Source organism: Streptomyces griseus (assembly GCF_001715295.1).
GTDB classification, from domain to species: domain Bacteria; phylum Actinomycetota; class Actinomycetes; order Streptomycetales; family Streptomycetaceae; genus Streptomyces; species Streptomyces griseus_G.
The window spans coordinates 1,098,444-1,123,952 of sequence record NZ_MDKB01000002.1 but is presented as its reverse complement, the minus strand read 5'-3'; the positions used below and the strand labels follow the sequence as shown (position 1 = coordinate 1,123,952).

Sequence of the window (25,509 nt, the reverse complement as noted above, 5' to 3'; positions counted from 1 at the left end):
ACAGGGCATCGTCTTGCGTGCACGCGTCACCTGAACAGAGCAACAAGGAGCAAAGCGGTGCTGAACGGGTTCAAAGACTTCATCCTGCGCGGAAACGTCATCTCCATGGCCATCGGCCTCGCCGTCGGAGCCGCGTTCACCGCAGTCGTCACCGGCTTCAGCAACGCGTTCATCGTTCCTCTGATCGGCCTCTTCACCCGGGGGACGGGCGACTTCAGCAAGGCCGTCTTCACGGTCGACGGGGTGAAGTTCCCGTACGGTCTCTTCGTCAGCGCGGCCATCGCCTTCGTCATCACGGCCGCCGTGCTCTACTTCCTGGTCGTCGTCCCCATGGCTCAGGTGCAGAACCGCTTCACGGCCAAGGAGGACGAGAAGCAGGCCGACATCAAGGCCGCGCTGCGCGACTGCCCGCGCTGCTTCACCGAGATCCCCGCCATCGCCACCCGCTGCGGCCACTGCACCAGCGACGTCGAGCCGGACCCGGAGGCCCGCGCACTCGCCGGCCTCCCGGCCCAGCGCTGACCCCGCCCGCCACCGGCCCGCGGCGCAGCCGCCACGGGCGGACAGGCACCCTCCGCACGGCGGACGCGCCCCTGCGCCGGCCCGGCGGGCGTACGCCACACGCACGGCCCAGGGGCGGATCGGTCCACCCGGGACCCGATCCGCCCCTTCGCCCTGTGCCCCGCCCCGCCGCACAAGGGAACTAGCTCCCGCCGCCTCGCGTTGACCGGTACGGGAGCTTCCACTGGGAGTGGAGCACCACCGAGCAAGGGTTCCCCTACCGCACCACTTGGAGGGCGTACCGTGCACCGCCGGCACAACGGGCTGAAAACCGCAGTACTCCTCGGGGGACTGTCCGCGCTCATCATCGTCATCGGCAGTCTCTTCGGACGTACGGGCCTGATCGTCGCCCTGCTCGTCGCGCTCGCCACCAACGCCTACGCGTACTGGAACAGCGACAAACTGGCCCTGCGCGCCATGCGGGCCCGGCCGGTCAGCGAATTCGAGGCGCCGCAGCTCTTCCGCATGGTCCGGGAGCTCTCGACGGCCGCCCGCCAGCCCATGCCCCGGCTCTACATCTCCCCGACGCAGGCGCCCAACGCGTTCGCCACCGGCCGCAACCCGCGCAACGCCGCCGTCTGCTGCACCGAGGGCATCCTCCAGATCCTCGACGAGCGGGAGCTGCGCGGCGTTCTCGGCCACGAGCTCAGCCACGTCTACAACCGCGACATCCTCATCTCGTCCGTCGCGGGCGCACTCGCCTCCGTCGTCATGTTCCTGGTCAACTTCGCCTGGCTCATCCCGGTAGGCCGGTCCGACGACGACGAGGGCCCCGGCCTCGTCGGGATGCTGCTGGTGATGATCCTCGGCCCCCTCGCCGCCTCCGTCATCCAGCTCGCCGTCAGCCGCTCCCGGGAGTACGAGGCCGACGCCTCCGGCGCCCAGCTGACCGGCGACCCGCTCGCCCTCGCCGGCGCCCTGCGCAAGCTGGAAGCCGGCACCGCTCAGCTTCCGCTGCCGCCCGAACCGAGGATCGAGACCGCGAGCCACATGATGATCGCGAACCCGTTCCGCCCCGGCCAGGGCATGTCCAAGATGTTCTCCACCCACCCGCCCATGGCGGAACGCATCGCCCGACTCGAGCAGATGGCAGGGTATCGACCGTGAACACAATCCTGAACGTCATATGGCTGGTCCTGTGCGGCTTCTGGATGTTCCTCGGCTACGTCGCCGCGGGCCTCCTCCTGTGCATCACGATCATCGGCATCCCCTTCGGGGTCGCCGCGTTCCGCATCGGCGTGTACGCGCTCTGGCCCTTCGGCTACACCGTGGTCGACCGCCGCGACGCGGGCAGCCCCTCCCTCATCGGGAACATCCTCTGGGTGATCCTGGCCGGCTGGTGGCTCGCGCTCGGCCACATCTTCACCGGTATCGCCCTGTGCGTCACCATCATCGGAATCCCGCTGGGCATCGCCAACTTCAAGCTCATCCCGGTCTCGCTGATGCCCTTCGGCAAGGAGATCGTCCGCACCGACCAGGCCTTCGCCACCCGGTAAGGCCGGCAAACGGGGCAGGAGCCGCCCCGCCACCGCGCCCGTCCGGGACCGGGGCGGCCCGAAAACCAGGACGGTCCGGGAACCACGACCGTCCGGCAACCACGACCGCCCGTCACGCGTCCTGGAATACAGGATCAAGTGACGGGTAGGTTCGTGATCATGAGCATCATCAGCTGGATCATCCTCGGTCTCCTGGCAGGCGCCATAGCCAAGCTGCTGCTGCCCGGCCGCGACCCGGGCGGGATCGTGGGCACCACGTTGATCGGCATCGTGGGCGCCTTCCTCGGTGGCTGGCTGTCGTCCCGCTTCCTCGACCGCCCGATCTCGACCGACTTCTACGACACGGCCACATGGGTCGCGGCCATCGCCGGATCCCTGGTCCTGCTGATCGCCTACCGTCTGCTCTTCGGCCACTCCCGCGACCGCCGCTGACCGGGCCGGGATTCGCCGCGTCGTGACACGTCCGCACGGCGGTACGGCCATTCCCGTGCCCCCTGCTCACCGCGGCGCCGGCAGCGCACCTTCCAGCCCCAGCAGCTGCTCCTTGCGCCCCACCCCGCCGGCATAGCCCCGCAGAGCCCCGTCCGCCCCGATCACGCGGTGACACGGGCGGACCACCAGTAGCGGATTGCGCCCGATCGCCGTACCGACCGCCCGCACCCCGGCCCCCAGGGACCCCACCTGCGCGGCGATCTGCCCGTACGACACCGTCTGCCCGTACGGAATGGCGTCGACGGCCTTCCAGACCCGCTGCTGGAACTCGGTGCCCACGCGGTCCGCGTACGGGATGTCGAAGCGGGTCAGCCGCCCCTCGAAGTAGTCCGCCAGCTGCCCGGTGATCGAGGTGAACGCCTCCGGCGCGTGCCGCCAGTCCTCCCGCACGACCGCGGCTCCCTTCTGCTCCGGCAGGGACAGCGAGGCGAGAGCCACCCCGCCGGCCGCGTCCGCACGCTCCCCACCCACCAGCAGCAGCTCACCCAGCGGGCTGTCGACCCTCGTGTACACCGTCGCCGTCATGCCTCACGCTCCCTGTCCGGCGGGCCCCGCAACCGGTCCGCCCATGTCCCTGCACCGCCGAGTCTGCGGTCCCCGGAAGCCCGAGACCGGCGGTATTCGGACATGGCGCACCCTACGACGGGAGCGGGGCGGCCCGTGCCGTCCGGCACGGGCCGCCCCGCTCCCCACCGCTGCACACGGCAGCGGCCCGGCTACCGGTAGTTGGCGAACTGCACGGCGAAGTCGAAGTCCTTGCCCTTCAGCAACGCCTGAACCGCCTGCAGGTCGTCCCGGCTCTTCGAGCTGACCCGCAGCTCATCGCCCTGGACCTGCGCCTTGACGCCCTTGGGCCCCTCATCGCGAATGATCTTCGCCACCTTCTTGGCGTTCTCCTGGGAGATGCCCTCCTCGATCGTGGCGAAGATCTTGTACTCCTTGCCGGACAGCTGCGGCTCGCCCGCGTCCAGCGACTTCAGCGAGATCCCGCGCTTGATCAGCTTGGACTGGAAGATGTCGAGGATCGCCTTGACCCGCTCCTCGCCGTTCGCCTCCATGAGGATCTTCTCGCCGGACCATGCGATCGAGGCACCCGTGCCCTTGAAGTCGTAACGCTGGGAGATCTCCTTGGCGGCCTGGTTGAGGGCGTTGTCGACCTCCTGCCGCTCGACCTTCGAGACGATGTCGAAACTGGAGTCGGCCATGACGTGTGGCTCCTTGTGTCGTAAGCGTTGGGTACGGCACAAAGCCTAGCCATCCCCGCGCACCCGGAGCACTGATCAATCGGGTGGCGGAGCACCCCTGAGCATCGGGTATCGTTTACGTCGTCGCCAAGGAGCCCCGAACGGATCTCCGACGCGTCGTTCGAGGCGGTGTGCCCGAGTGGCCAAAGGGAGCAGACTGTAAATCTGCCGGCTCAGCCTACCCAGGTTCGAACCCTGGCGCCGCCACAGGACGGGAAACCCCGTCCGACCTGCTTCAACCGCAGGTCGGGCGGGGTTTCTGCATGTGTGCGGGGCGGACAAGGCGAACGGGGCGCCGCAGGTGGTTCAGGGGGGTGCGGACCCCCGCCGGGCCGCCGTGTCGAGGACTTCCTGCACGTCGGTGAGCCGGTCGAGGCCGCGGACGGCGCGAGCGGTGCGGTGGTTCGCCGCGAGACGCGTGCGGTGGCGGTGGAGGAAGGCCCAGTAGCCGGCCGTGTAGGGGCAGGCGTCGTCCCCGGTGCGGTGCGCCGGGCGGTAGGCACACGGCCCGCACAGGTCGCTCATCCTGTTGATGTACGCGCCGCCGGAGGTGTACGGCTTCGTGGTCATGAGGCCCCCGTCGGCGTACTGGGACATGCCGGTGACGTTGGGCAGCATGACCCAGTCGTAGCCGTCGACGAAGCAGCGGTGGAACCAGTCGGTGACGGCCGCCGGATCCCAGCCGTCCTGAAGTGCGCGGCTGCCGAGCACCATCAGGCGGGGGATGTGGTGGGTCCAGCCGGTGTCCCGCACCTGTGCGAGCACGGTGGACAGACAGTTCGCGGTGACCGCGTCGGCGTCCAGGTCGAGGAACCAGTCGGGCAGCGGGGCGGTGTGATGCAGTGCGTTGCGGTGGCGGTAGCCCTCCCCGAAGTGCCAGTACAGGTGCCAGACGTACTCGCGCCAGCCGGCGATCTGCCGTACGAAGCCCTCGACGCTGTTGAGGGGGGCCTCGCCGGCGCGGTAGGCGCCTTCGGCCCGCTCCACGCACTCGGCCGGGTCGAGGAGGCCGAGGTTCAGGGGGGCGGACAGGAGACTGTGGCTCATCACCGGGTCGGCCGCGAGCATGGCGTCCTCGTACCGCCCGAACTCCGGCAGGCGGTGGGTGACGAAGTGGCGCAGCGCGGACAGCGCCTCGCGACGGGTGGCGGGGAAGCGCCTCGGGCCGTCGCGGCCCACGAAAGAGACGTCGCCGTCCCGCTCCCAGCGGTCGAGGTCGTGGCGGACCTCCTCGTCGATGGCGTCCTCGCGGGGCTGCCAGGGGCCCCGGACCTCGAGGGTCTCCCGCCCCCGCGGCGGGGCTTCACGGTTCTCGTGGTCCAGGTTCCACCGCCCGCCGGCAGGTCCGTCGCCGTCCATGAGCAGGTCGTGGCGCTCGCGCACCCAGCGGTAGAAGCCCTCCAGCCGCAGGCCTTGCCCGCTGCTCCGGCCGGCCCAGGCGGCGAAGTCGTCCTGGCTCACCATGAAGCCCCTCGGCGGCAGCGTCTCCACACCCTCCAGCGCACCGGCGAAATCCCGGGCCCGGCGCGAGGTGGGGCCGCAGACCGTCAGCCGGTCGCCGACGCCGCGCTCCTCCGAGGGGCCCGTGGCCCCGTCCTGCCGGCCCGGCCTGCGGGGTACCGGGCGGCCGAGGGCACGCTCCAGGCCTTCGGCGTACGTCTCGGCCCGGACGTAGGTGACCCGGTCTCCGAGTTCGGCCGCACGGTGCCGCATCGCCGACAGCACGAGGTGGGCCTTGGCGCGGTGGAAACGGCGCCGGCGCAGCACCGAGCGTGCCTCGATCATGACCACCGGGGCCCGTACGTCGGGGCCGCCATGGCGCGGGTCCAGGAAATGCGGGCCGAGCTGGTCGCCGAACAGCCAGTGGGGGCGTGGCGTCATGGAGTTCCGCCTCTCGCGGCCAAAGGCCCGCGCAAGGGCGCGGCGCCGGGCTGACGGCGCGACCGGGGCGAGGGCGGGTCGAAGGGGCCGGCGCAGCGGCCGGAGAGGGGGACCGGCGTGGCCGTACCGCTAGCCACCGTGGCCACGGGCCTCCCGCCCGGCCGATGCTGCCAGTCTCCGTCGCCGCCCGCGCGCCGACACTCCGTCGGACCGGGTCCCGGGGGGCGGCCCTGGCTCAGCGGCCGGCCCTCCGGCGGACAGCACCCGGTGCCCGCGGCCGGACGCGCCGCCGGGGTGCGCGTCCGACCGCGGGGCGGGCTCCTCCCCGCGGTACCCGGGCGTACTCTCGAACCCGTCCGCGGACACGTCCGGCCCGCGCCATGGACCTCGCACCGGGAACGGCTCGGTACGGGCTCCCCGGAGGCCGGGCGTGCCAGGAACCCGAACGCGCACCTGGAACAGGAACAGGAACAGGGGCAGAGCCGTGAACCCTCGTCCCGCAGGGCTGCCGCCGGAAGGGCCCGAGCAGCCGGCGCTCTTCGACTGGGAGGACGCCTCCCCGCCGGCGGACGGCGGATTCCGTGACAGCCCCCGGGCGAGACGGATGCTGGACATCCGGGAGGTGTACGCCGAACCCGCCGCGCTCGCCGCCCCCCGTGGCCGGCAGATCCTGGCAAGACTGCCGGGAGTGCCCGTCACCGAGGTGCCCAGCCACTGGCGCATCCCCTCGCTGCACGGGAACGAGGGCAACGTCGAGCGCTGGGCCCGCGTCAAGACCGAGACCCTGGTCCTGGGGGTCAGACAGACCCTGGCGACCCGGCCCAACGGCAGGTCGGCCGACTGGATCGCCCCCGGCGCCTCCAACGGCTGCGCCATGGCCTGCGCCTACTGCTACGTCCCCCGCCGCAAGGGCTACGCCAACCCCATCACGCTGTTCACCAACATCGAGGCGATCGTCGCCCACGTCAGACGGCACGTACACGCACAGGGCCCGAAACGGCAGCCCAACCAGTGCGACCCGCAGGCCTGGGTGTACGACATCGGCGAGAACGGCGACTGTTCCGTCGACGCCCTCGTCAGCGACAACACGGCCGACCTCGTCGCCGCGTTCCGGGGGCTGCCCACCGCGAAGGCGTCGTTCGCCACCAAGTTCGTCAACCCGGACCTGCTCGCGCTCGACCCCCGCGGCCGTACCCGGGTGCGTTTCTCGGTGATGCCCGCCGACGACTCCCGCCTTCTGGACATCCGCACCAGCCCGGTCGCGGACCGTATCGCCGCCGCGGCCGACTTCGTCGACGCGGGCTACGAGGTGCACTTCAACCTCTCACCGGTGGTGCTGCGCCCCGGCTGGCGGCACGACTGGGCCCAGCTGCTCGTCCACCTCGACGACGTCCTCCCCGCCCGGGTCAAGGAGCAGGCGGCGGCGGAGATCATCATGCTGACCCACAACCAGCAGCTCCACGAGGTCAACCTCGGCTGGCACCCGCGGGCCGAGGACGTTCTGTGGCAGCCGACGGCGCAGGAGGCGAAACGCTCGGAGAACGGCGCCCTCAACGTGCGCTACGCCCGCGAGGTCAAGCGCGAGGCCCTCGGCAGCCTGAGGGAGCTGACGAGGACGCACACACCGTGGCTGCGGATCCGGTACGCGTTCTGATCCCGTCCCGCGCTCGTCGGGGGCCTCGGGAGACGGGGCGCTGACGGCCACCGAGGCCCCCGGCCGGCTCCGCCCGGCCACCACCCGTCCCCGGGACCGGCCGGCACCCGGGACCACCGCGACGCCACCGCCTCCCGCGACGCCACCGCCTCCTGCGACGCCACCGCCTCCTGCGACGCCACCGCCTCCCGCGGCGGCTCCGGCGGGACGGGCACACTCCCGGCCGGTTCGCCTTACCTCCCAGGTCATCGACCCCCGGACCACCGCCGTGCCACGATCTCCGGCGTACGGAGCCCGACCGACGGGAAAGACACCATGCCCGCCTACGCCATAGCTCATCTGCACGACGCCGCCCCCCACCCCGAGATCGCCGAGTACATCGAGCGCATTCCCGGAACCTTCGAGCCGTACGGCGGCCGCTTCCTCGTGCACGCCACGCCGCACGAGGTGCGGGAGGGCAGCTGGGCCGGGGCCGTCGTCGTCATCGGTTTCCCCGGGATCGCCGAGGCGCGTGCGTGGTGGGACTCGCCCGCGTACCAGGAGATCGCGCCGCTGCGCTCGCGGCACATCGCGGGCGACATCATCCTGGTCGAAGGCGTCCCCGAGGGCTACGACCCGCGGGCCACCGCGAAGGCGATGCGCGACGCCCTGTCCGGGCAGCCCGCGCCGTAAGCGCCACGGCGAGCCCACCGGGGGGCGGCCTGCGCCCGGCTGTGCACCGGCACGACGGCCGGCTCGACGCTGCCGACCCCGGCGTACGCCGACGAGTGGGGCGGCGGCGACTACGGCGGAGGTACGGGCGACGACGGGAGCCCACCGGCCGGGGCGGCCGGTCAGCGGGCTCCCGGTTCGGCTCAGTTGCCCGCGACGCCCTTCACCGCGACCGTCACCGGCAGCTCACCCGAGATGAGCTCCAACGTCAGGCCGGCCGTCGCGGGGGTGTCCAGCAACTCCAGCAGCGCGGCCGCCACGTCGTCGCGCGGGACCGGGCCGCGGCCCGTGGAGGCGGCCATCAGGACCTGGCCCGTACCGGCGTCGTTCACCAGCATCCCGGGGCGCAGGATCGTCCAGTCGAGAGCGGCCCTCGACCGGACGTACGCGTCCGCCTCGCCCTTGGCCCTCAGGTAGGCGTCGAAGACCTCGTCGCCCGGATGGCCGGGGTCGGCCCCCATGGAGGAGACGACGACGTAGCGGCGGACGCCCGCCTGTTCCGCGGCGTCCGCGAAGAGTACGGCCGCGCCGCGGTCCACCGTGTCCTTGCGTTCGGTTCCGCTGCTGGGGCCGGCGCCGGCGGCGAAGACCGCCGCGTCGGCGCCCCGCAGGACCTCGGCGACCTCCTCGGTCGTGGCGGATTCGAGGTCGAGCACGACGGGCTCGGCCCCGGCCGCGCGGAGGTCCTCGCTCTGCTGTGGGTTGCGGATGATGCCGACCGCTTCGTCGCCGCGCGCGGCGAGCAGCCGCTCGAGCCGGAGCGCGATCTGACCGTGTCCTCCTGCAATGACAATGCGCATGCTTCCGACGGTACGCCGCGGTGCCCGCTCGTGCTCAGGGCCCGCCACCCGCGCCGGAGTCGATGCGGCCCTGGCGGGGCAGGTCCAGGGCGGCGGTGGCCTCCGAGTCGCAGTACTCGCGCACGGCGCTGGTGCGGGCCACCACGCGTCCGCGGTGCACCACGATCCGGCTGTACGCGAGCGAGAGCGCCCCGGACAGCCGGTCCCCGCGTACGGCGAGCAGTTCGGCGGGGAAGCCGGCCTCGACGCGTACACCGGGCAGGCCCATGACCGCTCTGGCGGTGGACGAGACGGCGTCGTAGGCGTGTGCGGGGCCGAGGCCGCCCTGCGAGGCCAGGAGGTAGGCCGCCTCCAGCGGGTCGCCCCGGCCCACGGCGTTGGCGGCGTCGCGGAGCGCGCCGCTGCCCGCGGTCACGCGCACCCCCGCGGCCCGCAGCAGGGCGACCGGCGCCGCTCCGGCGACCCGGGCGTCCGAGCAGCCGCCCTGCGGGAGGCAGACCACGGTCACCGCCGCGGCGGCCAGCTGGTCGGCCGCGCGGGCCGCCGTGCCGGCGGGGAGCCCGGAGAGGCTCGCGCAGGGGCCGACGCTGACGCCGGGGCGGAGCCCCCCGGCCATGGCGGCGAGCCGGGCGAGGCGGGCGGGGTCCTCGGCATCCGTGTGGAGGTCGACGGGGCGGCCGCGAGCGGCGGCGAGGTTCAGCACGGCCTCCCCGTAGCCCGCCGGGTCGGGGTCCACGTCGGGGCAGCCGCCGACCACCCCGGCCCCCATGTCCACGGCCTCGCGGAGCATGGCGAGGCCGTCCGCGCCCGCGACGCCGGTGAGGAGCCGGGGGACGGCGACGACGGTCACGTCGACGAGCCCACGCAGGGAGCGGCGGGCCTCCAGGACGGCTTCGAGCGAGGCGAGGCCCTGGACGTCGCCGACGCGCACATGGGTGCGGACCGCCGTGGCGCCGTGGCTGAGCTGGAGGAGAGCCGCCTCGGTCGCACGTCGCCGGACGTCCTCGGGGCGGTGGGACGCCGGTCCGGTCCCTTCCGCGGCGGCGGTGAGGGCCGTGTCGCTGTGCGCGTGCGGCTCGGCGGGGGCCGGCAGCAGGAGGTAGCCGCGCAGGTCCAGTCGGGTGCCCCGGGTGGTCAGGCTGCCCGCGGTGCCGACCGCCTCGATCCGGCCGCCGCGGATCCGTACGTCCACGGCGCGCCCGTCCGTGAGCAGTGCTCCGCCGAGCAGGAGCGCGGAGGTGTCGGCCGGGGCGCCGGGACCGGCCGCGCTGTCGTCCGGCCGCCGCGGCGGGCTGTCGGGCATCGCGCTCCTGGGAGAGGGACAAGATCACGCGGAGTGGGCCGAGCCTAAGGGGCGTCCCGCACTTCCCGGTGGATCGGCGCGCGGCGTCGGACACGGGGCGTCGCACGGCGGAGGGATGTCCGCGTACGGGATGCAGGGGAACGTCCCGGCGACGCGGCGAGGTGCCGTGTCCGACGCAGCGCACCCGCCGCGAACTGCGGGACAACCCTCGGGGGGTACCCGGTCCGCTCCGGCGAGGAGCGGAAAAGTCGTACGAACGTGGCTCTCCGGGGCGGGCCGGGAGGTGCGGGGTCCCGAGGGCTCGCCCGACGGGGCGGCGGGAGGCCGTACGGCCTGAGCAAGGCCTGATCAGCGGCCGTTCGAGGGGCTGGAGGCGGTCGCGTCCCGGGGGGCGATCAAGGGCCGGGTGCGGGCGGCGGAAACGGATTTGGGCGATCGGCGACAGAGCGTGTAATGTCTTCCTCGCTCGCCCCAATAGCTCAGTCGGTAGAGCGTCTCCATGGTAAGGAGAAGGTCTGCGGTTCGATTCCGCATTGGGGCTCTGGTGATCGAGTGACCCCGCTTCGGCGGGGAAGCTCGTCATCAAAGCGGTGTAGCTCAGTCGGTAGAGCAAGCGGCTCATAATCGCTGTGTCACCGGTTCAAGTCCGGTCACCGCTACGTACGGTAGCCGATTGTGGGGTCGGTCCTTCGATCGGCTACTCTTTTTTGCGTTCATCCGTCCATCCGTCCGTCCAAGGAGCACTCACGTGGCTGCCACCGACGTCCGCCCGAAGATCACGCTGGCCTGCGTGGAGTGCAAGGAGCGGAACTACATCACCAAGAAGAACCGGCGTAACAACCCGGACCGTCTTGAGATGAAGAAGCACTGCCCGCGCTGCAACTCGCACACGGCGCACCGCGAAACGCGCTGAATCAGGCTCGTACACGAGGCCGTCCCCACTGGGGGCGGCCTCGTGTCGTTTTGTCCTGACGGCTCGGGTGGTTCCTCGCACTATTTCGACTTTTCATCAGGAGGTAGCGGGCTCATGGCGCTCGACCAGTCCTTCGTGGGGCGGACCTATCCGCCCACCCCGGCGTACGAGGTCGGCCGGGAGAAGATCCGGGAGTTCGCGGAGGCGGTGGGGGACGCCAACCCCGCGTACGTGGACCCGGAAGCGGCCGAGGCTCTGGGGCACCCGGACGTGATCGCCCCGCCGACGTTCGTCTTCTCGGTCACCTTCAAGGCCGCGCGCATGGTGGTGCAGGACCCGCAGCTGGGCCTGGACTACAGCCGCGTGGTGCACGGCGACCAGAAGTTCGCGTACACGCGTCCGGTGCGGGCGGGGGACCGGCTGACGGTCACCTCGACGATCGAGACCATCAAGTCGCTCGCGGGCAACGACATCGTGGACGTCAGGGGCGAGGTCCACGACGAGTCCGGTGAGCTTGTCGTGACCGCGTGGACGAAGCTGGTGGCGCGCGCCGCCGAGGAGGCGTGATGACTGCGGGAATCGCTTACGGATCGGTCGAGGTCGGTACGGAGCTGCCGGCGCAGTCCTTCCCCGTGACCCGGGCGACGCTGGTGCAGTACGCGGGTGCCTCGGGTGACTTCAACCCGATCCACTGGAACGAGAAGTTCGCACGCGAGGTCGGCCTTCCGGATGTGATCGCCCACGGCATGTTCACCATGGCCGAGGCGATCCGGGTGGTCACGGACTGGGTCGGTGACCCGGGCGCCGTCGTCGAGTACGGGGTGCGGTTCACCAAGCCGGTCGTCGTACCGAACGACGAGACGGGCGCGTCCGTCGAGGTCAGCGGCAAGGTGGCCGCGCTGCTGGACGACAACCTGGTGCGGGTCGACCTGACCGCGACGAGCGACGGCAAGAAGGTGCTGGGCATGTCCCGGGCCGTCGTACGGCTGGCCTGAGCCGCTCCGGTTCCCGGCGGTCCGCCGCCTGACCCCACGAGCGCCGGACGGCCGGTCGGCCCCGAGCCACCACGGCCGTCCCGAGTCGCCACGGTCCGTGGCCCCGCCCGAGCGGCGCGGCCACGGACCGTACTCTTGTCCCCGTGCAGGAACTCCACGACGCCCCCCTCGCCCCCCTGACCACCTTCCGGCTCGGCGGCCCCGCCGAGCGCCTTCTGACGGCCACCACCGACGCCGAGGTGATCGCCGCCGTCAGCCAGGCCGACGAGAGCGGCACCCCACTCCTGGTCATCGGCGGCGGCTCCAACCTGGTCATCGGCGACAAGGGCTTCGACGGCATCGCCCTGCGCGTCGCGACCAAGGGTCTCGACCTCTCCGGTACGACGCTGGAGCTGGCCGCCGGCGAGGTCTGGACCGACGCCGTGGCCCGCACGGTCGAGGCCGGCCTCGCGGGGATCGAGTGCCTCGCCGGGATCCCCGGATCCGCCGGGGCGACGCCCATCCAGAACGTGGGGGCCTACGGCCAGGAGGTGTCCTCGGTCATCACCGAGGTCGTCGCCTACGACCGGTACACCCGCGAGACGGTCACCCTCCCCGGTGAGGCCTGCGGGTTCTCCTACCGCCACAGCCGCTTCAAGGCCGAGCCCGACCGCTTCGTGGTGCTGCGGGTCCGCTTCGGGCTGGAGGACGCGGACGGTCTGTCGGCGCCCCTCCTGTACCCGGAGACGGCACGGGTCATGGGCGTCCGGCAGGGGGAGCGCGTCCCCGTTTCGGCCGCCCGCGAGACCGTCCTGCGGCTGAGGGCCGGCAAGGGCATGGTCCTCGACCCGGAGGACCACGACACCTGGTCGGCCGGTTCCTTCTTCACCAACCCGGTCCTCGACGCGGCCGAGCACGCCGCCTTCCTCGCCCGGGCCAAGGACCGCCTGGGCCAGGACACCGAGCCCCCCGCCTACCCGGCCGGCGACGGCCGGGTGAAGACCTCCGCCGCCTGGCTCATCGACAAGGCCGGTTTCACCAAGGGGTACGGGGCGGGCCCCGCCCGCATCTCCACCAAGCACACCCTCGCCCTCACCAACCGGGGCGACGCGACCACCGAGGACCTGCTCGCCCTGGCCCGTGAGGTCGTCGCGGGGGTCCACGACGCCTTCGGGATCACGCTCGTCAACGAGCCGGTGACGGTCGGCGTCAGCCTGTAGCGGCAGCGGCGCCGCGTGCCGGCGCTCTCCCGCCTGCCGGTACGCGCCGCCGCACCACCGCGGGCCGGGCTCAGCCGGCCAGCCAGGTGTCGATGCCGCTCAGCAGCTTCTGCCGGACGTCGGCGGGCGCCGCCGAGCCCCGGACCGACTGCCGCGCCAGCTCGGCCAGCTCCGCGTCGTCGAAGCCGTGATGACGGCGGACCAGGTCGTACTGGGCGGCCAGCCGGGAGCCGAACAGCAGCGGGTCGTCCGCGCCGAGCGCCATGGGGACTCCCGCGTCGAACAGAGTGCGCAGGGGGATGTCCGCGGGCTTCTCGTAGACGCCGAGCGCCACGTTCGAGGCGGGGCAGACCTCGCAGGTGACGCCGCGCTCCGCGAGCCGGGCCAGCAGCCTCGGGTCCTCGGCGGCGCGCACACCGTGCCCGATCCGGGCCGCGTCGAGGTCGTCCAGGCAGTCCCGGACGCTGGAGGGGCCGGCGAGTTCGCCGCCGTGCGGCGCCGCCAGCAGCCCGCCCTCCCGGGCGATGGCGAAGGCACGGTCGAAGTCGCGGGCCATCCCCCGGCGCTCGTCGTTGGAGAGCCCGAAGCCGATGACCCCGCGGTCGGCGTACCGCACGGCCAGCCGGGCCAGCGTCCGGGCGTCCAGCGGGTGCTTCATGCGGTTCGCCGCGATCAGGACCCGGATCCCGAGCCCGGTCTCGCGGGCCGCGCTGTCCACGGCGTCCAGAATGATCTCGATGGCCGGGATGAGACCGCCGAGCAGCGGGGCGTACGAGGTCGGGTCGACCTGGATCTCCAGCCACCCGGAGCCGTCCGCGACGTCCTCCATGGCGGTCTCGCGCACCAGCCGCTGTATGTCCTCCGGGGCGCGCAGGCAGGAGCGGGCGATGTCGTAGAGGCGCTGGAAGCGGAACCAGCCGCGCTCGTCGGTCGCACGCAGCTGGGGCGGCTCGCCGCCGGTCAGCGCATCGGGCAGGCGGACCCCGTACTTGTCCGCCAGTTCGAGCAGCGTCGTGGGCCGCATCGAGCCGGTGAAGTGCAGGTGCAGGTGGGCCTTGGGCAACAGCCGTACGTCACGCTCCATCTCAGGATCTTGCCGCAGAGACCCCGCCGAGCGGTAGCCGGATTCCCTCCTGAGTTGCCCGTCGAACAAAAAAACCGGCCCCCGGCCGGAACCGGGGGCCGACTCACTCGCGGTGAGTACGCCGATCAGTCGCGGGCCTCGCCCAGCAGCTTCTGGATCCGCGAGACACCTTCGACGAGGTCGTCGTCGCCCAGGGCGTACGACAGCCGGAGGTAGCCGGGCGTACCGAACGCCTCGCCGGGTACGACGGCGACCTCCGCCTCGTCCAGGACGAGGGCGGCCAGTTCGACCGAGTCGGCCGGGCGCCTGCCGCGGATCTCCTTGCCCAGCAGGGCCTTCACCGACGGGTACACGTAGAACGCGCCCTCGGGCTCGGGGCAGTACAGGCCCTCGATCTCGTTGAGCATGCGCACGATCGTCCGGCGGCGGCGGTCGAAGGCGGTCCGCATCTCCGCCACCGCGTCCAGCGAACCGGAGACGGCGGCCAGCGCGGCGACCTGGGCGACGTTGCTCACGTTGGAGGTGGCGTGCGACTGCAGGTTGGTCGCGGCCTTCACGACGTCCTTGGGGCCGATGATCCAGCCCACCCGCCAGCCGGTCATGGCGTAGGTCTTGGCCACGCCGTTGACCACGATGCACTTGTCGCGCAGCTCGGGCACGACCGCCGGGAGCGAGGTGAACGTCGCGTCGCCGTAGACCAGGTGCTCGTAGATCTCGTCGGTCATGACCCACAGGCCGTGCTCGACGGCCCAGCGGCCGATCGCCTCGGTGTCGGCCGCGCTGTAGACGGCGCCGGTCGGGTTGGACGGCGAGACGAACAGGACGACCTTGGTGCGCTCGGTACGGGCGGCCTCGAGCTGCTCGACGGAGACCCGGTAGCCGCTGGTCTCGTCGGCCACGACCTCGACCGGGACGCCGCCCGCCAGGCGGATGGACTCGGGGTAGGTCGTCCAGTACGGGGCGGGGACGATGACCTCGTCGCCCGGGTCCAGGATCGCGGCGAAGGCCTCGTAGATGGCCTGCTTCCCGCCGTTGGTGACCAGGACCTGGGCGGGGTCGACCTCGTAGCCCGAGTCGCGCAGCGTCTTCTCCGCGATGGCGGCCTTGAGCTCGGGGAGCCCGCCGGCCGGGGTGTAGCGGTGGTACTTCGGGTTACGGCAGGCCTCGACCGCGGCGTCGACGATGTACCCGGGGGTCGGGAAGTCGGGCTCGCCGGCGCCGAAGCCGATCACCGGACGCCCGGCGGCCTTGAGGGCCTTCGCCTTGGCGTCGACGGCGAGGGTGGCGGACTCGGAGATCGCACCGACGCGGGCCGAGACCCGGCGCTCGGTGGGAGAAGTTGCAGCGCTCATGCCCCCATGCTCGCAGACCGGAATCGGCCAGGACACACGGGTTTCAGGGACCGGACAGGACTCGGACAGCATCCGGACAGGACCGGTCGGTAGTTGTCTGTTCGACGCGGCGCCCCTGAGCACGTACACTCACCTGTCGTTGGCCTTCATCAGCCACACCGTTTTCGCACCCGGCACCCCGGGCAGGATGCGGTAGGTTGGTGGAAACCACAAAGGGTCGTAGCTCAATTGGTAGAGCACTGGTCTCCAAAACCAGCGGTTGGGGGTTCAAGTCCCTCCGGCCCTGCTACACACTCCTTCGCCAGGATGTGTGCGCATGTACGTACTTCAATGCACCGCCGTGCGGCTCCACCGGGCGCGGCACGGCCATGACCCGGAATCAGGTGAGTAGCGTGACGGACGCCGTGGGCTCCATCGACATGCCTGATGCCGAGGACGAAGCCCTCGAGTCGAAGAAGAAGAACCGCAAGGGCGGCAAGCGCGGCAAGAAGGGCCCGCTGGGCCGCCTCGCGCTCTTCTACCGACAGATCGTCGCCGAGCTCCGCAAGGTCGTATGGCCGACGCGCAGCCAGCTGACGACGTACACGGCCGTCGTGATCATGTTCGTGGTCGTCATGATCGGTCTCGTTACCGTGATTGACTTCGGTTTCGCGCGGGTCATCAAGTACGTCTTCGGCTGATCCCGCGGAGGGCGCCTCATGGGCGCTCCTTTCGCATGTTCCACCCATATGTATCCAGGAAGAAGCAGCCATCGTGTCTGACCCGAACCTGAACGACGACGCCGAGCCCACGGCGAGCGCCGTCGAGTCCGCCGAGGACGAGCTCGACATCGTCGAGGCGGCGGATGCCGTGGCCCCGGACCAGGTCGAAGCTGCTGACGCCGCTGCGGGCGAGCCCGCCGAGCAGGACGCCGTGAGCGTCGGGTCCGACGAGGAGGCGGAGGCCGAGGAGGCCGCCGCGTCCGAGGAGACGGACGCGGACGAGACCGACGCCGCCGGTGACGAGGCCGCCGAGGACGAGGCGGAGCCCGCCGAGCCGGCCGCCCCCGTCGACGCCGTCGCCGCACTGCGCGAGGAACTGCGCGGTCTCCCCGGTGAGTGGTACGTCATCCACACGTACGCCGGCTACGAGAAGCGCGTGAAGGCCAACCTGGAGCAGCGCGCCGTCTCGCTCAACGTCGAGGACTTCATCTACCAGGCCGAGGTGCCCGAGGAAGAGATCGTCCAGATCAAGAACGGCGAGCGGAAGAACGTCCGTCAGAACAAGCTCCCGGGTTACGTCCTGGTGCGCATGGACCTGACGAACGAGTCCTGGGGCGTTGTCCGCAACACCCCCGGCGTCACCGGCTTCGTGGGCAACGCCTACGACCCGTACCCGCTGACCCTGGACGAGATCGTCAAGATGCTCGCCCCCGAGGCCGAGGAGAAGGCGGCCCGCGAGGCCGCCGAGGCCGAGGGCAAGCCGGCTCCGGCCCGCAAGGTCGAGGTCCAGGTGCTGGACTTCGAGGTGGGCGACTCGGTCACCGTCACCGACGGGCCGTTCGCCACCCTGCAGGCGACGATCAACGAGATCAACGCCGACTCGAAGAAGGTCAAGGGCCTCGTCGAGATCTTCGGCCGCGAGACCCCGGTCGAGCTCAGCTTCGACCAGATCCAGAAGAACTAGGCCGTATTCCGAAAGTCCCGTCTGTCCAACGACGCCTGGTACGCGCACTCGCCGCGTTGTCGGATCGTGCCGATACATCCAGTATCGGCACGCCCCTCCGCCTTGCGATCACACGCACCAGACGCCGCCGGACCTGCCCTCCGGGCAGACGACGCTACTTTCGGAACACGGCCCAGCGCCGTCCCTGCACCGGCAGGGACGTCCCGCACGCTTCTGGACACATGCCTACCGAGCAGGTCAGACCGGCTTCGCAGCCGGTCTGACCTGCTCGGTTTTTGGTCGCGCACCTATACCCGTTATCGTTGCGCGGTATGCCTCCGTCCGGAAGACCGGAATGGCGGCGAAACACTCTCACTAGGACCCGGAGAGAGCAATGCCTCCCAAGAAGAAGAAGGTCACGGGGCTTATCAAGCTCCAGATCAACGCCGGTGCGGCCAACCCGGCCCCGCCGGTCGGCCCCGCGCTCGGCCAGCACGGCGTCAACATCATGGAGTTCTGCAAGGCCTACAACGCCGCGACCGAGTCGCAGCGTGGCATGGTCGTGCCGGTGGAGATCACGGTCTACGAGGACCGCTCCTTCACCTTCGTGACCAAGACCCCGCCGGCCGCCAAGCTGATCCTCAAGGCCGCGGGCGTGGACAAGGGCTCCGGCGAGCCGCACAAGACCAAGGTCGCCAAGCTGACGGCCGCCCAGGTCCGCGAGATCGCCACGACGAAGCTCCCCGACCTGAACGCCAACGACCTCGACGCCGCGTCGAAGATCATCGCTGGCACCGCTCGTTCCATGGGCATCACGGTCGAAGGCTGATTCAGCCCCGCAAGCCCTCAGTGGTAGGACCAAGCGCTGGTCCGCACCACGACTCCACACTCGCAAACCCACAGGAGTAGAAGTGAAGCGCAGCAAGAACCTCCGCGCTGCGGACGCGAAGATCGACCGGGAGCGTACCTACGCCCCGCTCGAGGCCGTCCGTCTCGCCAAGGACACCGCCACCACGAAGTTCGACGGCACCGTCGAGGTCGCCTTCTGCCTGGGTGTCGACCCTCGCAAGGCCGACCAGATGGTCCGTGGCACCGTGAACCTCCCGCACGGCACCGGCAAGACCGCCCGGGTCCTGGTCTTCGCGACCGGTGACCGTGCTGCGGCCGCGGAAGCCGCGGGCGCCGACATCGTCGGCGCCGACGAGCTCATCGACGAGGTGGCGAAGGGTCGTCTGGACTTCGACGCCGTCGTCGCCACGCCGGACCTCATGGGCAAGGTCGGCCGCCTGGGCCGCGTGCTCGGTCCGCGTGGTCTGATGCCGAACCCGAAGACCGGCACCGTCACCCCCGATGTCGTCAAGGCTGTCAACGACATCAAGGGCGGAAAGATCGAGTTCCGCGTCGACAAGCACTCGAACCTGCACTTCATCATCGGCAAGACCTCGTTCGATGACACGAAGCTGGTCGAGAACTACGGCGCGGCGCTGGAGGAGATCCTCCGTCTGAAGCCGTCCGCCGCCAAGGGCCGCTTCATCAAGAAGGCGACCCTGAGCACGACGATGGGCCCCGGCATCCCGCTGGACGCCAACCGCGTGCGCAACCTCCTCGTCGAGGAGGACCCGGCCGCCGTCTGAGCCACCGTGCTCACCCGGTAGCCGGTTTTCACGGCATGTGACGGGCTCCGCAACCTTCCGAGGTGCGGGGCCCGTCCTCGTATCCGTACGACGAATCTGTGGACCAAGGGGTGGAGCGTTACATGATGACCACGACGGTGCGGCGGACGGGGATCGCGGTCGCGGCAGCGGCGGCGCTGATGTCGGTGGCCGCCTGCGGAGGGCCTGACGCCTCCACGGCGGACGACGGCGGCCGGAGCGGCGGGGGCGCGAGGGGGACCGACGCCGTCGCCGCGCTGCGCCTGGTGCAGAAGGAGACCGGCGGGGCGCAGTCGGCCACCGTGGAGGGCACCACGGTCATGGGCTCCGCCATGTCGATGAGGCAGTCCGGTGCGATCGACTGGTCGGACGGGATCACGGGCGCGCTGACGATCACGTACACCGGCGGCACCATGGGCGACGCCCTGAAGCAGTCCGGCGGCGACGGCTCGATGCAGGCCCGCTACCTCAAGGACGAGTACTACGCCAACATGGGCGACGCCTTCGCGGCGAACGTGGGCGGCAAGCACTGGATCCGGTACGGCTACGCGGACCTGTCCGAGCTCGCGGGCGCCTCGGGCGAGGTCATGAAGGAGCAGATGCAGAACAGCACCCCGCAGCAGGGGGTGAACGCGCTGCTGGCCTCCGGCGACGTCGAGAAGGTCGGCCAGGAGGACGTACGGGGCGTCGCCACGACCCACTACTCCGGCACGGTCGACGTCGCGGAGCTGACCGCGAAGACCTCGGCCCTGGACGCCGGTCAGCTGGCCGCCTTCAAGAAGCAGCTGAGCGGGCTCGGCATCACGACGGAGACGGTCGACATCTGGGTCGACAAGGACAACCTGCTGGTGAAGAAGACCGAGAAGGGTGAGACGAAGACCGGCGCGCTCAATTCGACGGTCTTCTACAGCGACTACGGCACCGAGGTCCGGGTGGAGAAGCCGGCGGCGGCCGACACGGTCGACTTCAAGGACATCCTGGGGCGGCAGCAGGGTGGAACGGCGGGCGCGTCCTGACCCCCGCGGCCTCGCCGTAAACCTCCCGCCCCGGTCGAACCTGGACGGATTTGCTCCGCGCGGCTCCGGTCGCGTACGCTCCACAGGAAGCCAAAGACCGCTGGTCGTTGCCGTGCACTCGCAAGAGGCCGGTGACCGAAGGATCCGTCGAGAACGGGCGACCTGCGCAGGTGACTGTGGAAAGCTCCCGGATTCCGTCCGGTCGAGCTACGCCCTGGCGCCTGCGCCGGGGCGTTTCGTCTTTACCGGCCCCTTCTGAGCGGTCCTCATCACCCGGAAGGAGGCCGACGCTCATGGCAAGGCCCGACAAGGCTGCCGCGGTAGCCGAGCTGACGGACCAGTTCCGCAGCTCGAACGCCGCCGTGCTGACCGAGTACCGGGGTCTCACCGTGGCACAGCTCAAGCAGCTGCGCCGTTCGCTCGGTGAGAACGCCCAGTACGCCGTGGTGAAGAACACGCTGACCAAGATTGCGGCCAACGAGGCCGGGATCGACGCGCTGGACGACCTGTTCTCGGGTCCGACGGCGGTTGCCTTCGTCACCGGTGACCCGGTGGAGTCGGCGAAGGGTCTTCGTGACTTCGCCAAGGAGAACCCCAACCTCATCATCAAGGGCGGTGTCCTTGACGGTAAGGCGCTGTCCGCCGATGAGATCAAGAAGCTTGCGGACCTCGAGTCCCGCGAGGTTCTGCTCTCCAAGCTGGCCGGTGCCATGAAGGGCAAGCAGTCTCAGGCTGCCGCGCTCTTCCAGGCGCTGCCCTCGAAGTTCGTCCGCACCGCGGAAGCGCTTCGTGCCAAGAAGGAAGAGCAGGGCGGTGCCGGTACTCCGGCTCCCGCCGAGGCCGCCGAGTAATTTCGCTCAGCGGTCCAGCGGGCTCCACGTACGCCCGCCGACATATACATCCGGCACCTGCCGAATAGTGGAAGGACGCCTGTCATGGCGAAGCTGTCCCAGGACGACCTGCTCGCGCAGTTCGAAGAGATGACCCTCATCGAGCTCTCCGAGTTCGTGAAGGCCTTCGAGGAGAAGTTCGACGTCACCGCCGCCGCCCCGGTCGCCGCCGCCGGCGTTGCCGCGCCCGGCGCCCCGGCCGAGGCCGCTGCCGAGCAGGACGAGTTCGACGTCATCCTCACCGGCGCCGGCGAGAAGAAGATCCAGGTCATCAAGGTCGTGCGTGAGCTGACCTCGCTGGGCCTCAAGGAGGCCAAGGACCTCGTGGACGGCGCCCCGAAGCCCGTCCTCGAGAAGGTCGCCAAGGAGGCCGCCGAGAAGGCTGCCGAGTCCCTCAAGGGCGCCGGCGCCTCCGTCGAGGTCAAGTGACCCTGCGAGTCCTCTGACTCCTCAGGACCGTCTCTGCCGTGAGGCGGAGATGTCACATCGCCAAGGGCGATCACCCATCCGGGTGGTCGCCCTTCGGCGTGCGTGCGGAGGCTGCCTTGATCTTCCGGCCGCGACGAGTAGGGTGATCTTTCGCCGTGCGTTTCTCCAGGCGTCAACCGGGGACCTCCGGGCGCCGGGTGAAGATCGCCGGCCGTCCGTCCGGGGCCCGGGGGCCTTGACGAACCGCACGCGGCGCGCAATTCTCAGGACGCGTCGTCATCTCGATCCGCATCCGAGGCATGGATCGGGAGCGAAGAGGGCAGTAAAGAAGAGCGCACACCGCGCGAGGGCTATTCATAGGTGTTGAGCACAGCTGTTGAGAGCAACGTGGGTCTCTGAGAACCGCGACTGGACATCAGTGTGGCGTTTGGCTACACTGACCCTTTGCGCTGCCTGTTAGCTGCCTCCTGCCCGTCACCAGGGGCATGCCCACGCCTGACGCCGATGACCGATCAGTCCCTGACCTTGGGATTTCTGTCTCTGTGTGCGGCTTGGGGCCGGTACGCGCGTAGTGAGTCCGAGCCCTCGGAAGGACCCCCTCTTGGCCGCCTCGCGCAACGCCTCGACCTCGAATACGAACAACGGTGCCAGCACCGCCCCGCTGCGCATCTCTTTTGCAAAGATCAAGGAGCCCCTCGAGGTTCCGAACCTCCTCGCGCTGCAGACCGAGAGCTTTGACTGGCTCCTCGGCAATGCCGCCTGGAAGGCTCGCGTCGAGGCTGCTCTGGACAGCGGACAAGACGTCCCCACCAAGTCCGGCCTGGAGGAAATCTTCGAGGAGATCTCCCCGATCGAGGACTTCTCCGGGTCGATGTCGCTCACGTTCCGCGACCACCGCTTCGAGCCCCCGAAGAACTCGATCGACGAGTGCAAGGAGCGCGACTTCACCTTCGCCGCCCCGCTCTTCGTCACCGCCGAGTTCACCAACAACGAGACCGGCGAGATCAAGTCCCAGACGGTCTTCATGGGCGACTTCCCGCTCATGACCAACAAGGGCACCTTCGTCATCAACGGCACCGAGCGTGTCGTGGTGTCGCAGCTCGTCCGCTCGCCGGGCGTCTACTTCGACTCCTCCATCGACAAGACGTCCGACAAGGACATCTTCTCCGCCAAGATCATCCCGTCCCGGGGTGCCTGGCTGGAGATGGAGATCGACAAGCGCGACATGGTCGGTGTCCGCATCGACCGCAAGCGCAAGCAGTCCGTCACCGTCCTCCTGAAGGCTCTCGGCTGGACCACCGAGCAGATCCTCGAGGAGTTCGGCGAGTACGAGTCCATGCGCGCCACCCTGGAGAAGGACCACACCCAGGGCCAGGACGACGCGCTGCTCGACATCTACCGCAAGCTGCGTCCGGGCGAGCCGCCCACCCGCGAGGCCGCTCAGACGCTGCTCGAGAACCTCTACTTCAACCCGAAGCGCTACGACCTCGCGAAGGTCGGCCGCTACAAGGTGAACAAGAAGCTCGGCGCCGACGAGCCGCTCGACGCCGGTGTCCTCACCAGCGACGACATCATCGCCACCATCAAGTACCTGGTGAAGCTGCACGCCGGTGAGACCGAGACGGTCGGCGAGTCCGGCCGCTCGATCATGGTCGAGACCGACGACATCGACCACTTCGGCAACCGCCGTATCCGTAACGTCGGTGAGCTGATCCAGAACCAGGTCCGTACGGGTCTCGCCCGTATGGAGCGCGTCGTGCGCGAGCGCATGACCACCCAGGACGTCGAGGCGATCACGCCGCAGACCCTGATCAACATCCGGCCGGTCGTCGCCTCCATCAAGGAGTTCTTCGGCACCAGCCAGCTGTCCCAGTTCATGGACCAGAACAACCCGCTGTCGGGCCTGACGCACAAGCGTCGTCTCAACGCCCTCGGCCCGGGTGGTCTCTCCCGTGAGCGGGCCGGCTTCGAGGTCCGCGACGTGCACCCGTCGCACTACGGCCGCATGTGCCCGATCGAGACGCCCGAAGGCCCGAACATCGGTCTGATCGGTTCGCTCGCCTCCTACGGGCGCATCAACCCGTTCGGCTTCATCGAGACGCCGTACCGCAAGGTCGTCGAGGGCGTCGTCACCGACGACGTCGACTACCTCACGGCCGACGAAGAGGACCGCTTCGTGATCGCCCAGGCGAACGCGACGCTCTCCGAGGACATGCGCTTCACCGAGGCCCGCGTCCTGGTCCGCCGTCGTGGCGGCGAGATCGACTACATCCCCGGCGACGACGTCGACTACATGGACGTCTCGCCGCGCCAGATGGTGTCGGTCGCCACCGCGATGATCCCGTTCCTCGAGCACGACGACGCCAACCGCGCCCTCATGGGCGCGAACATGATGCGTCAGGCCGTCCCGCTCATCAAGAGCGAGGCGCCGCTGGTCGGCACCGGCATGGAGTACCGCTGTGCCACCGACGCCGGTGACGTGCTCAAGGCCGAGAAGTCGGGTGTGGTCCAGGAGGTCTCCGCGGACTACATCACCGTGACGAACGACGACGGCACGTACACCACGTACCGCATCGCCAAGTTCATGCGCTCCAACCAGGGCACCTCGGTCAACCAGAAGGTCGTCGTCTCCGAGGGCGACCGGGTCGTCGAGAGCCAGGTGCTCGCCGACGGTCCGGCCACCGAGGACGGCGAGATGGCCCTCGGCAAGAACCTGCTCGTGGCCTTCATGCCGTGGGAGGGTCACAACTACGAGGACGCGATCATCCTGTCGCAGCGCCTCGTGCAGGACGACGTCCTCTCCTCGATCCACATCGAGGAGCACGAGGTCGACGCCCGTGACACCAAGCTCGGCCCCGAGGAGATCACCCGGGACATCCCGAACGTCTCCGAAGAGGTCCTCGCCGACCTCGACGAGCGCGGCATCATCCGCATCGGTGCCGAGGTCGTCGCCGGTGACATCCTCGTCGGCAAGGTCACGCCCAAGGGTGAGACCGAGCTGACCCCGGAGGAGCGCCTGCTCCGCGCGATCTTCGGTGAGAAGGCGCGCGAGGTGCGCGACACCTCGCTGAAGGTGCCGCACGGCGAGATCGGCAAGGTCATCGGCGTCCGCGTCTTCGACCGCGAAGAGGGCGACGAGCTGCCGCCGGGCGTGAACCAGCTGGTCCGCGTCTACGTCGCGCAGAAGCGCAAGATCACCGATGGTGACAAGCTCGCCGGCCGTCACGGCAACAAGGGCGTCATCTCCAAGATCCTGCCGATCGAGGACATGCCGTTCCTGGAGGACGGCACCCCGGTCGACATCATCCTCAACCCGCTGGGTGTCCCGTCCCGAATGAACCCGGGACAGGTCCTGGAGATTCACCTCGGCTGGCTCGCCAGCCGCGGATGGGACGTCTCCGGCCTCGGTGACGAGTGGGCCCAGCGCCTGCAGGCCATCGGCGCCGACAAGGTCGCCCCCGGCACCAACGTCGCCACGCCCGTCTTCGACGGTGCGCGCGAGGACGAGATCTCCGGTCTCTTCGGAGCCACGATCCCGAACCGCGACGGCGACCGGCTGGTCCAGCCCTCCGGCAAGGCCCAGCTGTTCGACGGCCGCTCCGGCGAGCCGTTCCCGGACCCGGTCTCGGTCGGGTACATGTACATCCTCAAGCTGCACCACCTGGTCGACGACAAGCTCCACGCCCGCTCGACCGGTCCGTACTCCATGATCACGCAGCAGCCGCTGGGTGGTAAGGCGCAGTTCGGTGGGCAGCGATTCGGTGAGATGGAGGTGTGGGCCCTTGAGGCTTACGGCGCCGCATACGCCCTCCAGGAACTGCTGACGATCAAGTCCGACGACGTCACCGGCCGCGTGAAGGTCTACGAGGCGATCGTCAAGGGCGAGAACATCCCCGAGCCCGGCATTCCCGAGTCCTTCAAGGTGCTCATCAAGGAGATGCAGTCGCTCTGCCTCAACGTGGAGGTGCTGTCCTCGGACGGCATGTCCATCGAGATGCGCGACACGGACGAGGACGTCTTCCGCGCGGCGGAGGAGCTCGGTATCGACCTGTCCCGGCGCGAGCCGAGCAGCGTCGAAGAGGTCTGACGGGTTGGCCGGCCGGATCCCCGTGATCCGGCCGGCTCTCCCCGGACCCGTTCAGACCATTGCTGAAGTGCCCCGATTTCTCGCGTGACGCGAGGGGGCTCGAACC

General features: G+C 70.1%; 24 protein-coding genes, 4 tRNA genes and 1 pseudogene. 22 read left to right on the top strand and 7 right to left on the bottom strand.

Features of this window, described 5'->3' with window-relative positions; genetic code table 11:
• Window positions 1-57: 57 nt before the first annotated feature.
• From mscL to BA175_RS11590, 4 genes are all read left to right on the top strand, one after another.
• Window positions 58-522 (top strand): large conductance mechanosensitive channel protein MscL, encoded by a 465-nt coding sequence (mscL, locus tag BA175_RS11605; RefSeq protein ID WP_069171209.1) that lies wholly within the window; start codon window positions 58-60, stop codon window positions 520-522.
• Window positions 523-804: 282 nt separating this feature from the next.
• Entirely contained in the window at window positions 805-1,668 is an 864-nt protein-coding gene (gene htpX, locus BA175_RS11600) for a zinc metalloprotease HtpX (protein WP_069171208.1), read from the top strand.
• Complete coding sequence (locus BA175_RS11595) at window positions 1,665-2,057, top strand: YccF domain-containing protein (protein WP_069171207.1); 393 nt, start codon at window positions 1,665-1,667, stop codon at window positions 2,055-2,057. The genes htpX and BA175_RS11595 overlap by 4 nt, the downstream gene beginning before the upstream one ends.
• 159 nt (window positions 2,058-2,216) lie before the next feature.
• Window positions 2,217-2,489, top strand: a complete 273-nt coding sequence (locus BA175_RS11590; protein WP_069172060.1) for a GlsB/YeaQ/YmgE family stress response membrane protein — start codon at window positions 2,217-2,219, stop codon at window positions 2,487-2,489.
• 66 nt (window positions 2,490-2,555) lie between these two features.
• Here BA175_RS11590 and BA175_RS11585 read toward each other — a convergent pair whose 3' ends face one another.
• Together BA175_RS11585 and BA175_RS11580 are read right to left on the bottom strand one after the other, a co-directional pair.
• Window positions 2,556-3,074, bottom strand: a complete 519-nt coding sequence (locus BA175_RS11585) for a methylated-DNA--[protein]-cysteine S-methyltransferase (protein ID WP_069171206.1) — start codon at window positions 3,072-3,074, stop codon at window positions 2,556-2,558.
• 191 nt (window positions 3,075-3,265) lie between these two features.
• Entirely contained in the window at window positions 3,266-3,754 is a 489-nt protein-coding gene (locus BA175_RS11580) for a YajQ family cyclic di-GMP-binding protein (RefSeq protein WP_069171205.1), read from the bottom strand.
• Window positions 3,755-3,918: 164 nt separating this feature from the next.
• Between BA175_RS11580 and BA175_RS11575 the strand changes: the two genes are divergently transcribed.
• A tRNA-Tyr gene (locus tag BA175_RS11575) sits at window positions 3,919-4,000 on the top strand.
• A 99-nt stretch (window positions 4,001-4,099) separates the two neighbouring features.
• On the opposite strand, the gene BA175_RS11570 is transcribed toward BA175_RS11575, so the two are convergent.
• On the bottom strand, window positions 4,100-5,674 hold the full coding sequence (locus BA175_RS11570; protein ID WP_069171204.1) for a cryptochrome/photolyase family protein: 1,575 nt from the start codon (window positions 5,672-5,674) through the stop codon (window positions 4,100-4,102).
• A gap of 484 nt (window positions 5,675-6,158) precedes the next feature.
• Here BA175_RS11570 and BA175_RS11565 point away from each other — a divergent pair, with 484 nt between their 5' ends.
• The gene (locus BA175_RS11565; RefSeq protein ID WP_069171203.1) at window positions 6,159-7,328 is read left to right on the top strand and encodes a spore photoproduct lyase family protein; all 1,170 of its coding nucleotides are present in this window, start codon (window positions 6,159-6,161) and stop codon (window positions 7,326-7,328) included.
• Window positions 7,329-7,643: 315 nt separating this feature from the next.
• Window positions 7,644-8,000 carry a DUF1330 domain-containing protein gene (locus BA175_RS11560; protein WP_069171202.1) on the top strand — a complete coding sequence of 119 codons (357 nt, stop codon included), beginning with the start codon at window positions 7,644-7,646 and terminating at the stop codon, window positions 7,998-8,000.
• Window positions 8,001-8,182: 182 nt separating this feature from the next.
• Here the strand turns inward: BA175_RS11560 and BA175_RS11555 are convergent, their stop codons facing one another.
• Window positions 8,183-8,839, bottom strand: coding sequence for an SDR family oxidoreductase (locus BA175_RS11555; protein ID WP_069172059.1), 657 nt, complete (start codon window positions 8,837-8,839; stop codon window positions 8,183-8,185).
• Window positions 8,840-8,873: 34 nt separating this feature from the next.
• Window positions 8,874-10,142, bottom strand: a complete 1,269-nt coding sequence (locus BA175_RS11550) for a hydrolase (RefSeq protein WP_069171201.1) — start codon at window positions 10,140-10,142, stop codon at window positions 8,874-8,876.
• A gap of 468 nt (window positions 10,143-10,610) precedes the next feature.
• Here BA175_RS11550 and BA175_RS11545 point away from each other — a divergent pair.
• From BA175_RS11545 to BA175_RS11520, 6 genes and pseudogenes are all read left to right on the top strand, one after another.
• A tRNA-Thr gene (locus BA175_RS11545) sits at window positions 10,611-10,683 on the top strand.
• A 45-nt stretch (window positions 10,684-10,728) separates the two neighbouring features.
• Window positions 10,729-10,801, top strand: a tRNA-Met gene (locus BA175_RS11540).
• Window positions 10,802-10,890: 89 nt separating this feature from the next.
• Window positions 10,891-11,055 carry a 50S ribosomal protein L33 gene (gene rpmG / locus BA175_RS11535; protein WP_003956487.1) on the top strand — a complete coding sequence of 55 codons (165 nt, stop codon included), beginning with the start codon at window positions 10,891-10,893 and terminating at the stop codon, window positions 11,053-11,055.
• Window positions 11,056-11,169: 114 nt separating this feature from the next.
• Complete coding sequence (locus BA175_RS11530) at window positions 11,170-11,622, top strand: MaoC family dehydratase N-terminal domain-containing protein (protein ID WP_069171200.1); 453 nt, start codon at window positions 11,170-11,172, stop codon at window positions 11,620-11,622.
• Window positions 11,622-12,050, top strand: a complete 429-nt coding sequence (locus BA175_RS11525; protein WP_069171199.1) for a MaoC family dehydratase — start codon at window positions 11,622-11,624, stop codon at window positions 12,048-12,050. The genes BA175_RS11530 and BA175_RS11525 overlap by 1 nt, the downstream gene beginning before the upstream one ends.
• Before the next feature lie 125 nt (window positions 12,051-12,175).
• A pseudogene (locus BA175_RS11520) lies at window positions 12,176-13,249 on the top strand (UDP-N-acetylmuramate dehydrogenase); the annotation flags it as partial.
• A gap of 70 nt (window positions 13,250-13,319) precedes the next feature.
• Here the strand turns inward: BA175_RS11520 and BA175_RS11515 are convergent.
• Together BA175_RS11515 and BA175_RS11510 are read right to left on the bottom strand one after the other, a co-directional pair.
• Window positions 13,320-14,333, bottom strand: coding sequence for an adenosine deaminase (locus BA175_RS11515; protein ID WP_069171197.1), 1,014 nt, complete (start codon window positions 14,331-14,333; stop codon window positions 13,320-13,322).
• A gap of 125 nt (window positions 14,334-14,458) precedes the next feature.
• Window positions 14,459-15,685: a pyridoxal phosphate-dependent aminotransferase gene (locus BA175_RS11510; RefSeq protein ID WP_069171196.1), complete on the bottom strand. Its 1,227-nt coding sequence runs from the start codon at window positions 15,683-15,685 to the stop codon at window positions 14,459-14,461.
• Window positions 15,686-15,898: 213 nt separating this feature from the next.
• On the opposite strand from BA175_RS11510, the gene BA175_RS11505 reads away from it, so the two are divergent.
• The 9 genes from BA175_RS11505 (at window position 15,899) to rpoB (ending at window position 25,403) form a co-directional block, all read left to right on the top strand.
• Window positions 15,899-15,971 (top strand) — tRNA-Trp (locus BA175_RS11505).
• A gap of 106 nt (window positions 15,972-16,077) precedes the next feature.
• Window positions 16,078-16,365: a preprotein translocase subunit SecE gene (gene secE / locus BA175_RS11500; protein ID WP_069171195.1), complete on the top strand. Its 288-nt coding sequence runs from the start codon at window positions 16,078-16,080 to the stop codon at window positions 16,363-16,365.
• Between the two features lie 73 nt (window positions 16,366-16,438).
• Window positions 16,439-17,350: a transcription termination/antitermination protein NusG gene (nusG, locus tag BA175_RS11495; RefSeq protein ID WP_069171194.1), complete on the top strand. Its 912-nt coding sequence runs from the start codon at window positions 16,439-16,441 to the stop codon at window positions 17,348-17,350.
• A 373-nt stretch (window positions 17,351-17,723) separates the two neighbouring features.
• The gene (rplK, locus tag BA175_RS11490) at window positions 17,724-18,158 is read left to right on the top strand and encodes a 50S ribosomal protein L11 (RefSeq protein ID WP_003967000.1); all 435 of its coding nucleotides are present in this window, start codon (window positions 17,724-17,726) and stop codon (window positions 18,156-18,158) included.
• 82 nt (window positions 18,159-18,240) lie between these two features.
• Entirely contained in the window at window positions 18,241-18,963 is a 723-nt protein-coding gene (gene rplA, locus BA175_RS11485; protein WP_069171193.1) for a 50S ribosomal protein L1, read from the top strand.
• Between the two features lie 122 nt (window positions 18,964-19,085).
• Entirely contained in the window at window positions 19,086-19,997 is a 912-nt protein-coding gene (locus BA175_RS11480) for a hypothetical protein (protein ID WP_069171192.1), read from the top strand.
• Between the two features lie 293 nt (window positions 19,998-20,290).
• The gene (gene rplJ, locus BA175_RS11475) at window positions 20,291-20,848 is read left to right on the top strand and encodes a 50S ribosomal protein L10 (protein ID WP_069171191.1); all 558 of its coding nucleotides are present in this window, start codon (window positions 20,291-20,293) and stop codon (window positions 20,846-20,848) included.
• Window positions 20,849-20,932: 84 nt separating this feature from the next.
• Entirely contained in the window at window positions 20,933-21,316 is a 384-nt protein-coding gene (rplL, locus tag BA175_RS11470; RefSeq protein ID WP_069171190.1) for a 50S ribosomal protein L7/L12, read from the top strand.
• A 601-nt stretch (window positions 21,317-21,917) separates the two neighbouring features.
• Window positions 21,918-25,403, top strand: a complete 3,486-nt coding sequence (rpoB, locus tag BA175_RS11465) for a DNA-directed RNA polymerase subunit beta (RefSeq protein ID WP_069171189.1) — start codon at window positions 21,918-21,920, stop codon at window positions 25,401-25,403.
• The last annotated feature ends 106 nt before the right edge of the window (window positions 25,404-25,509 follow it).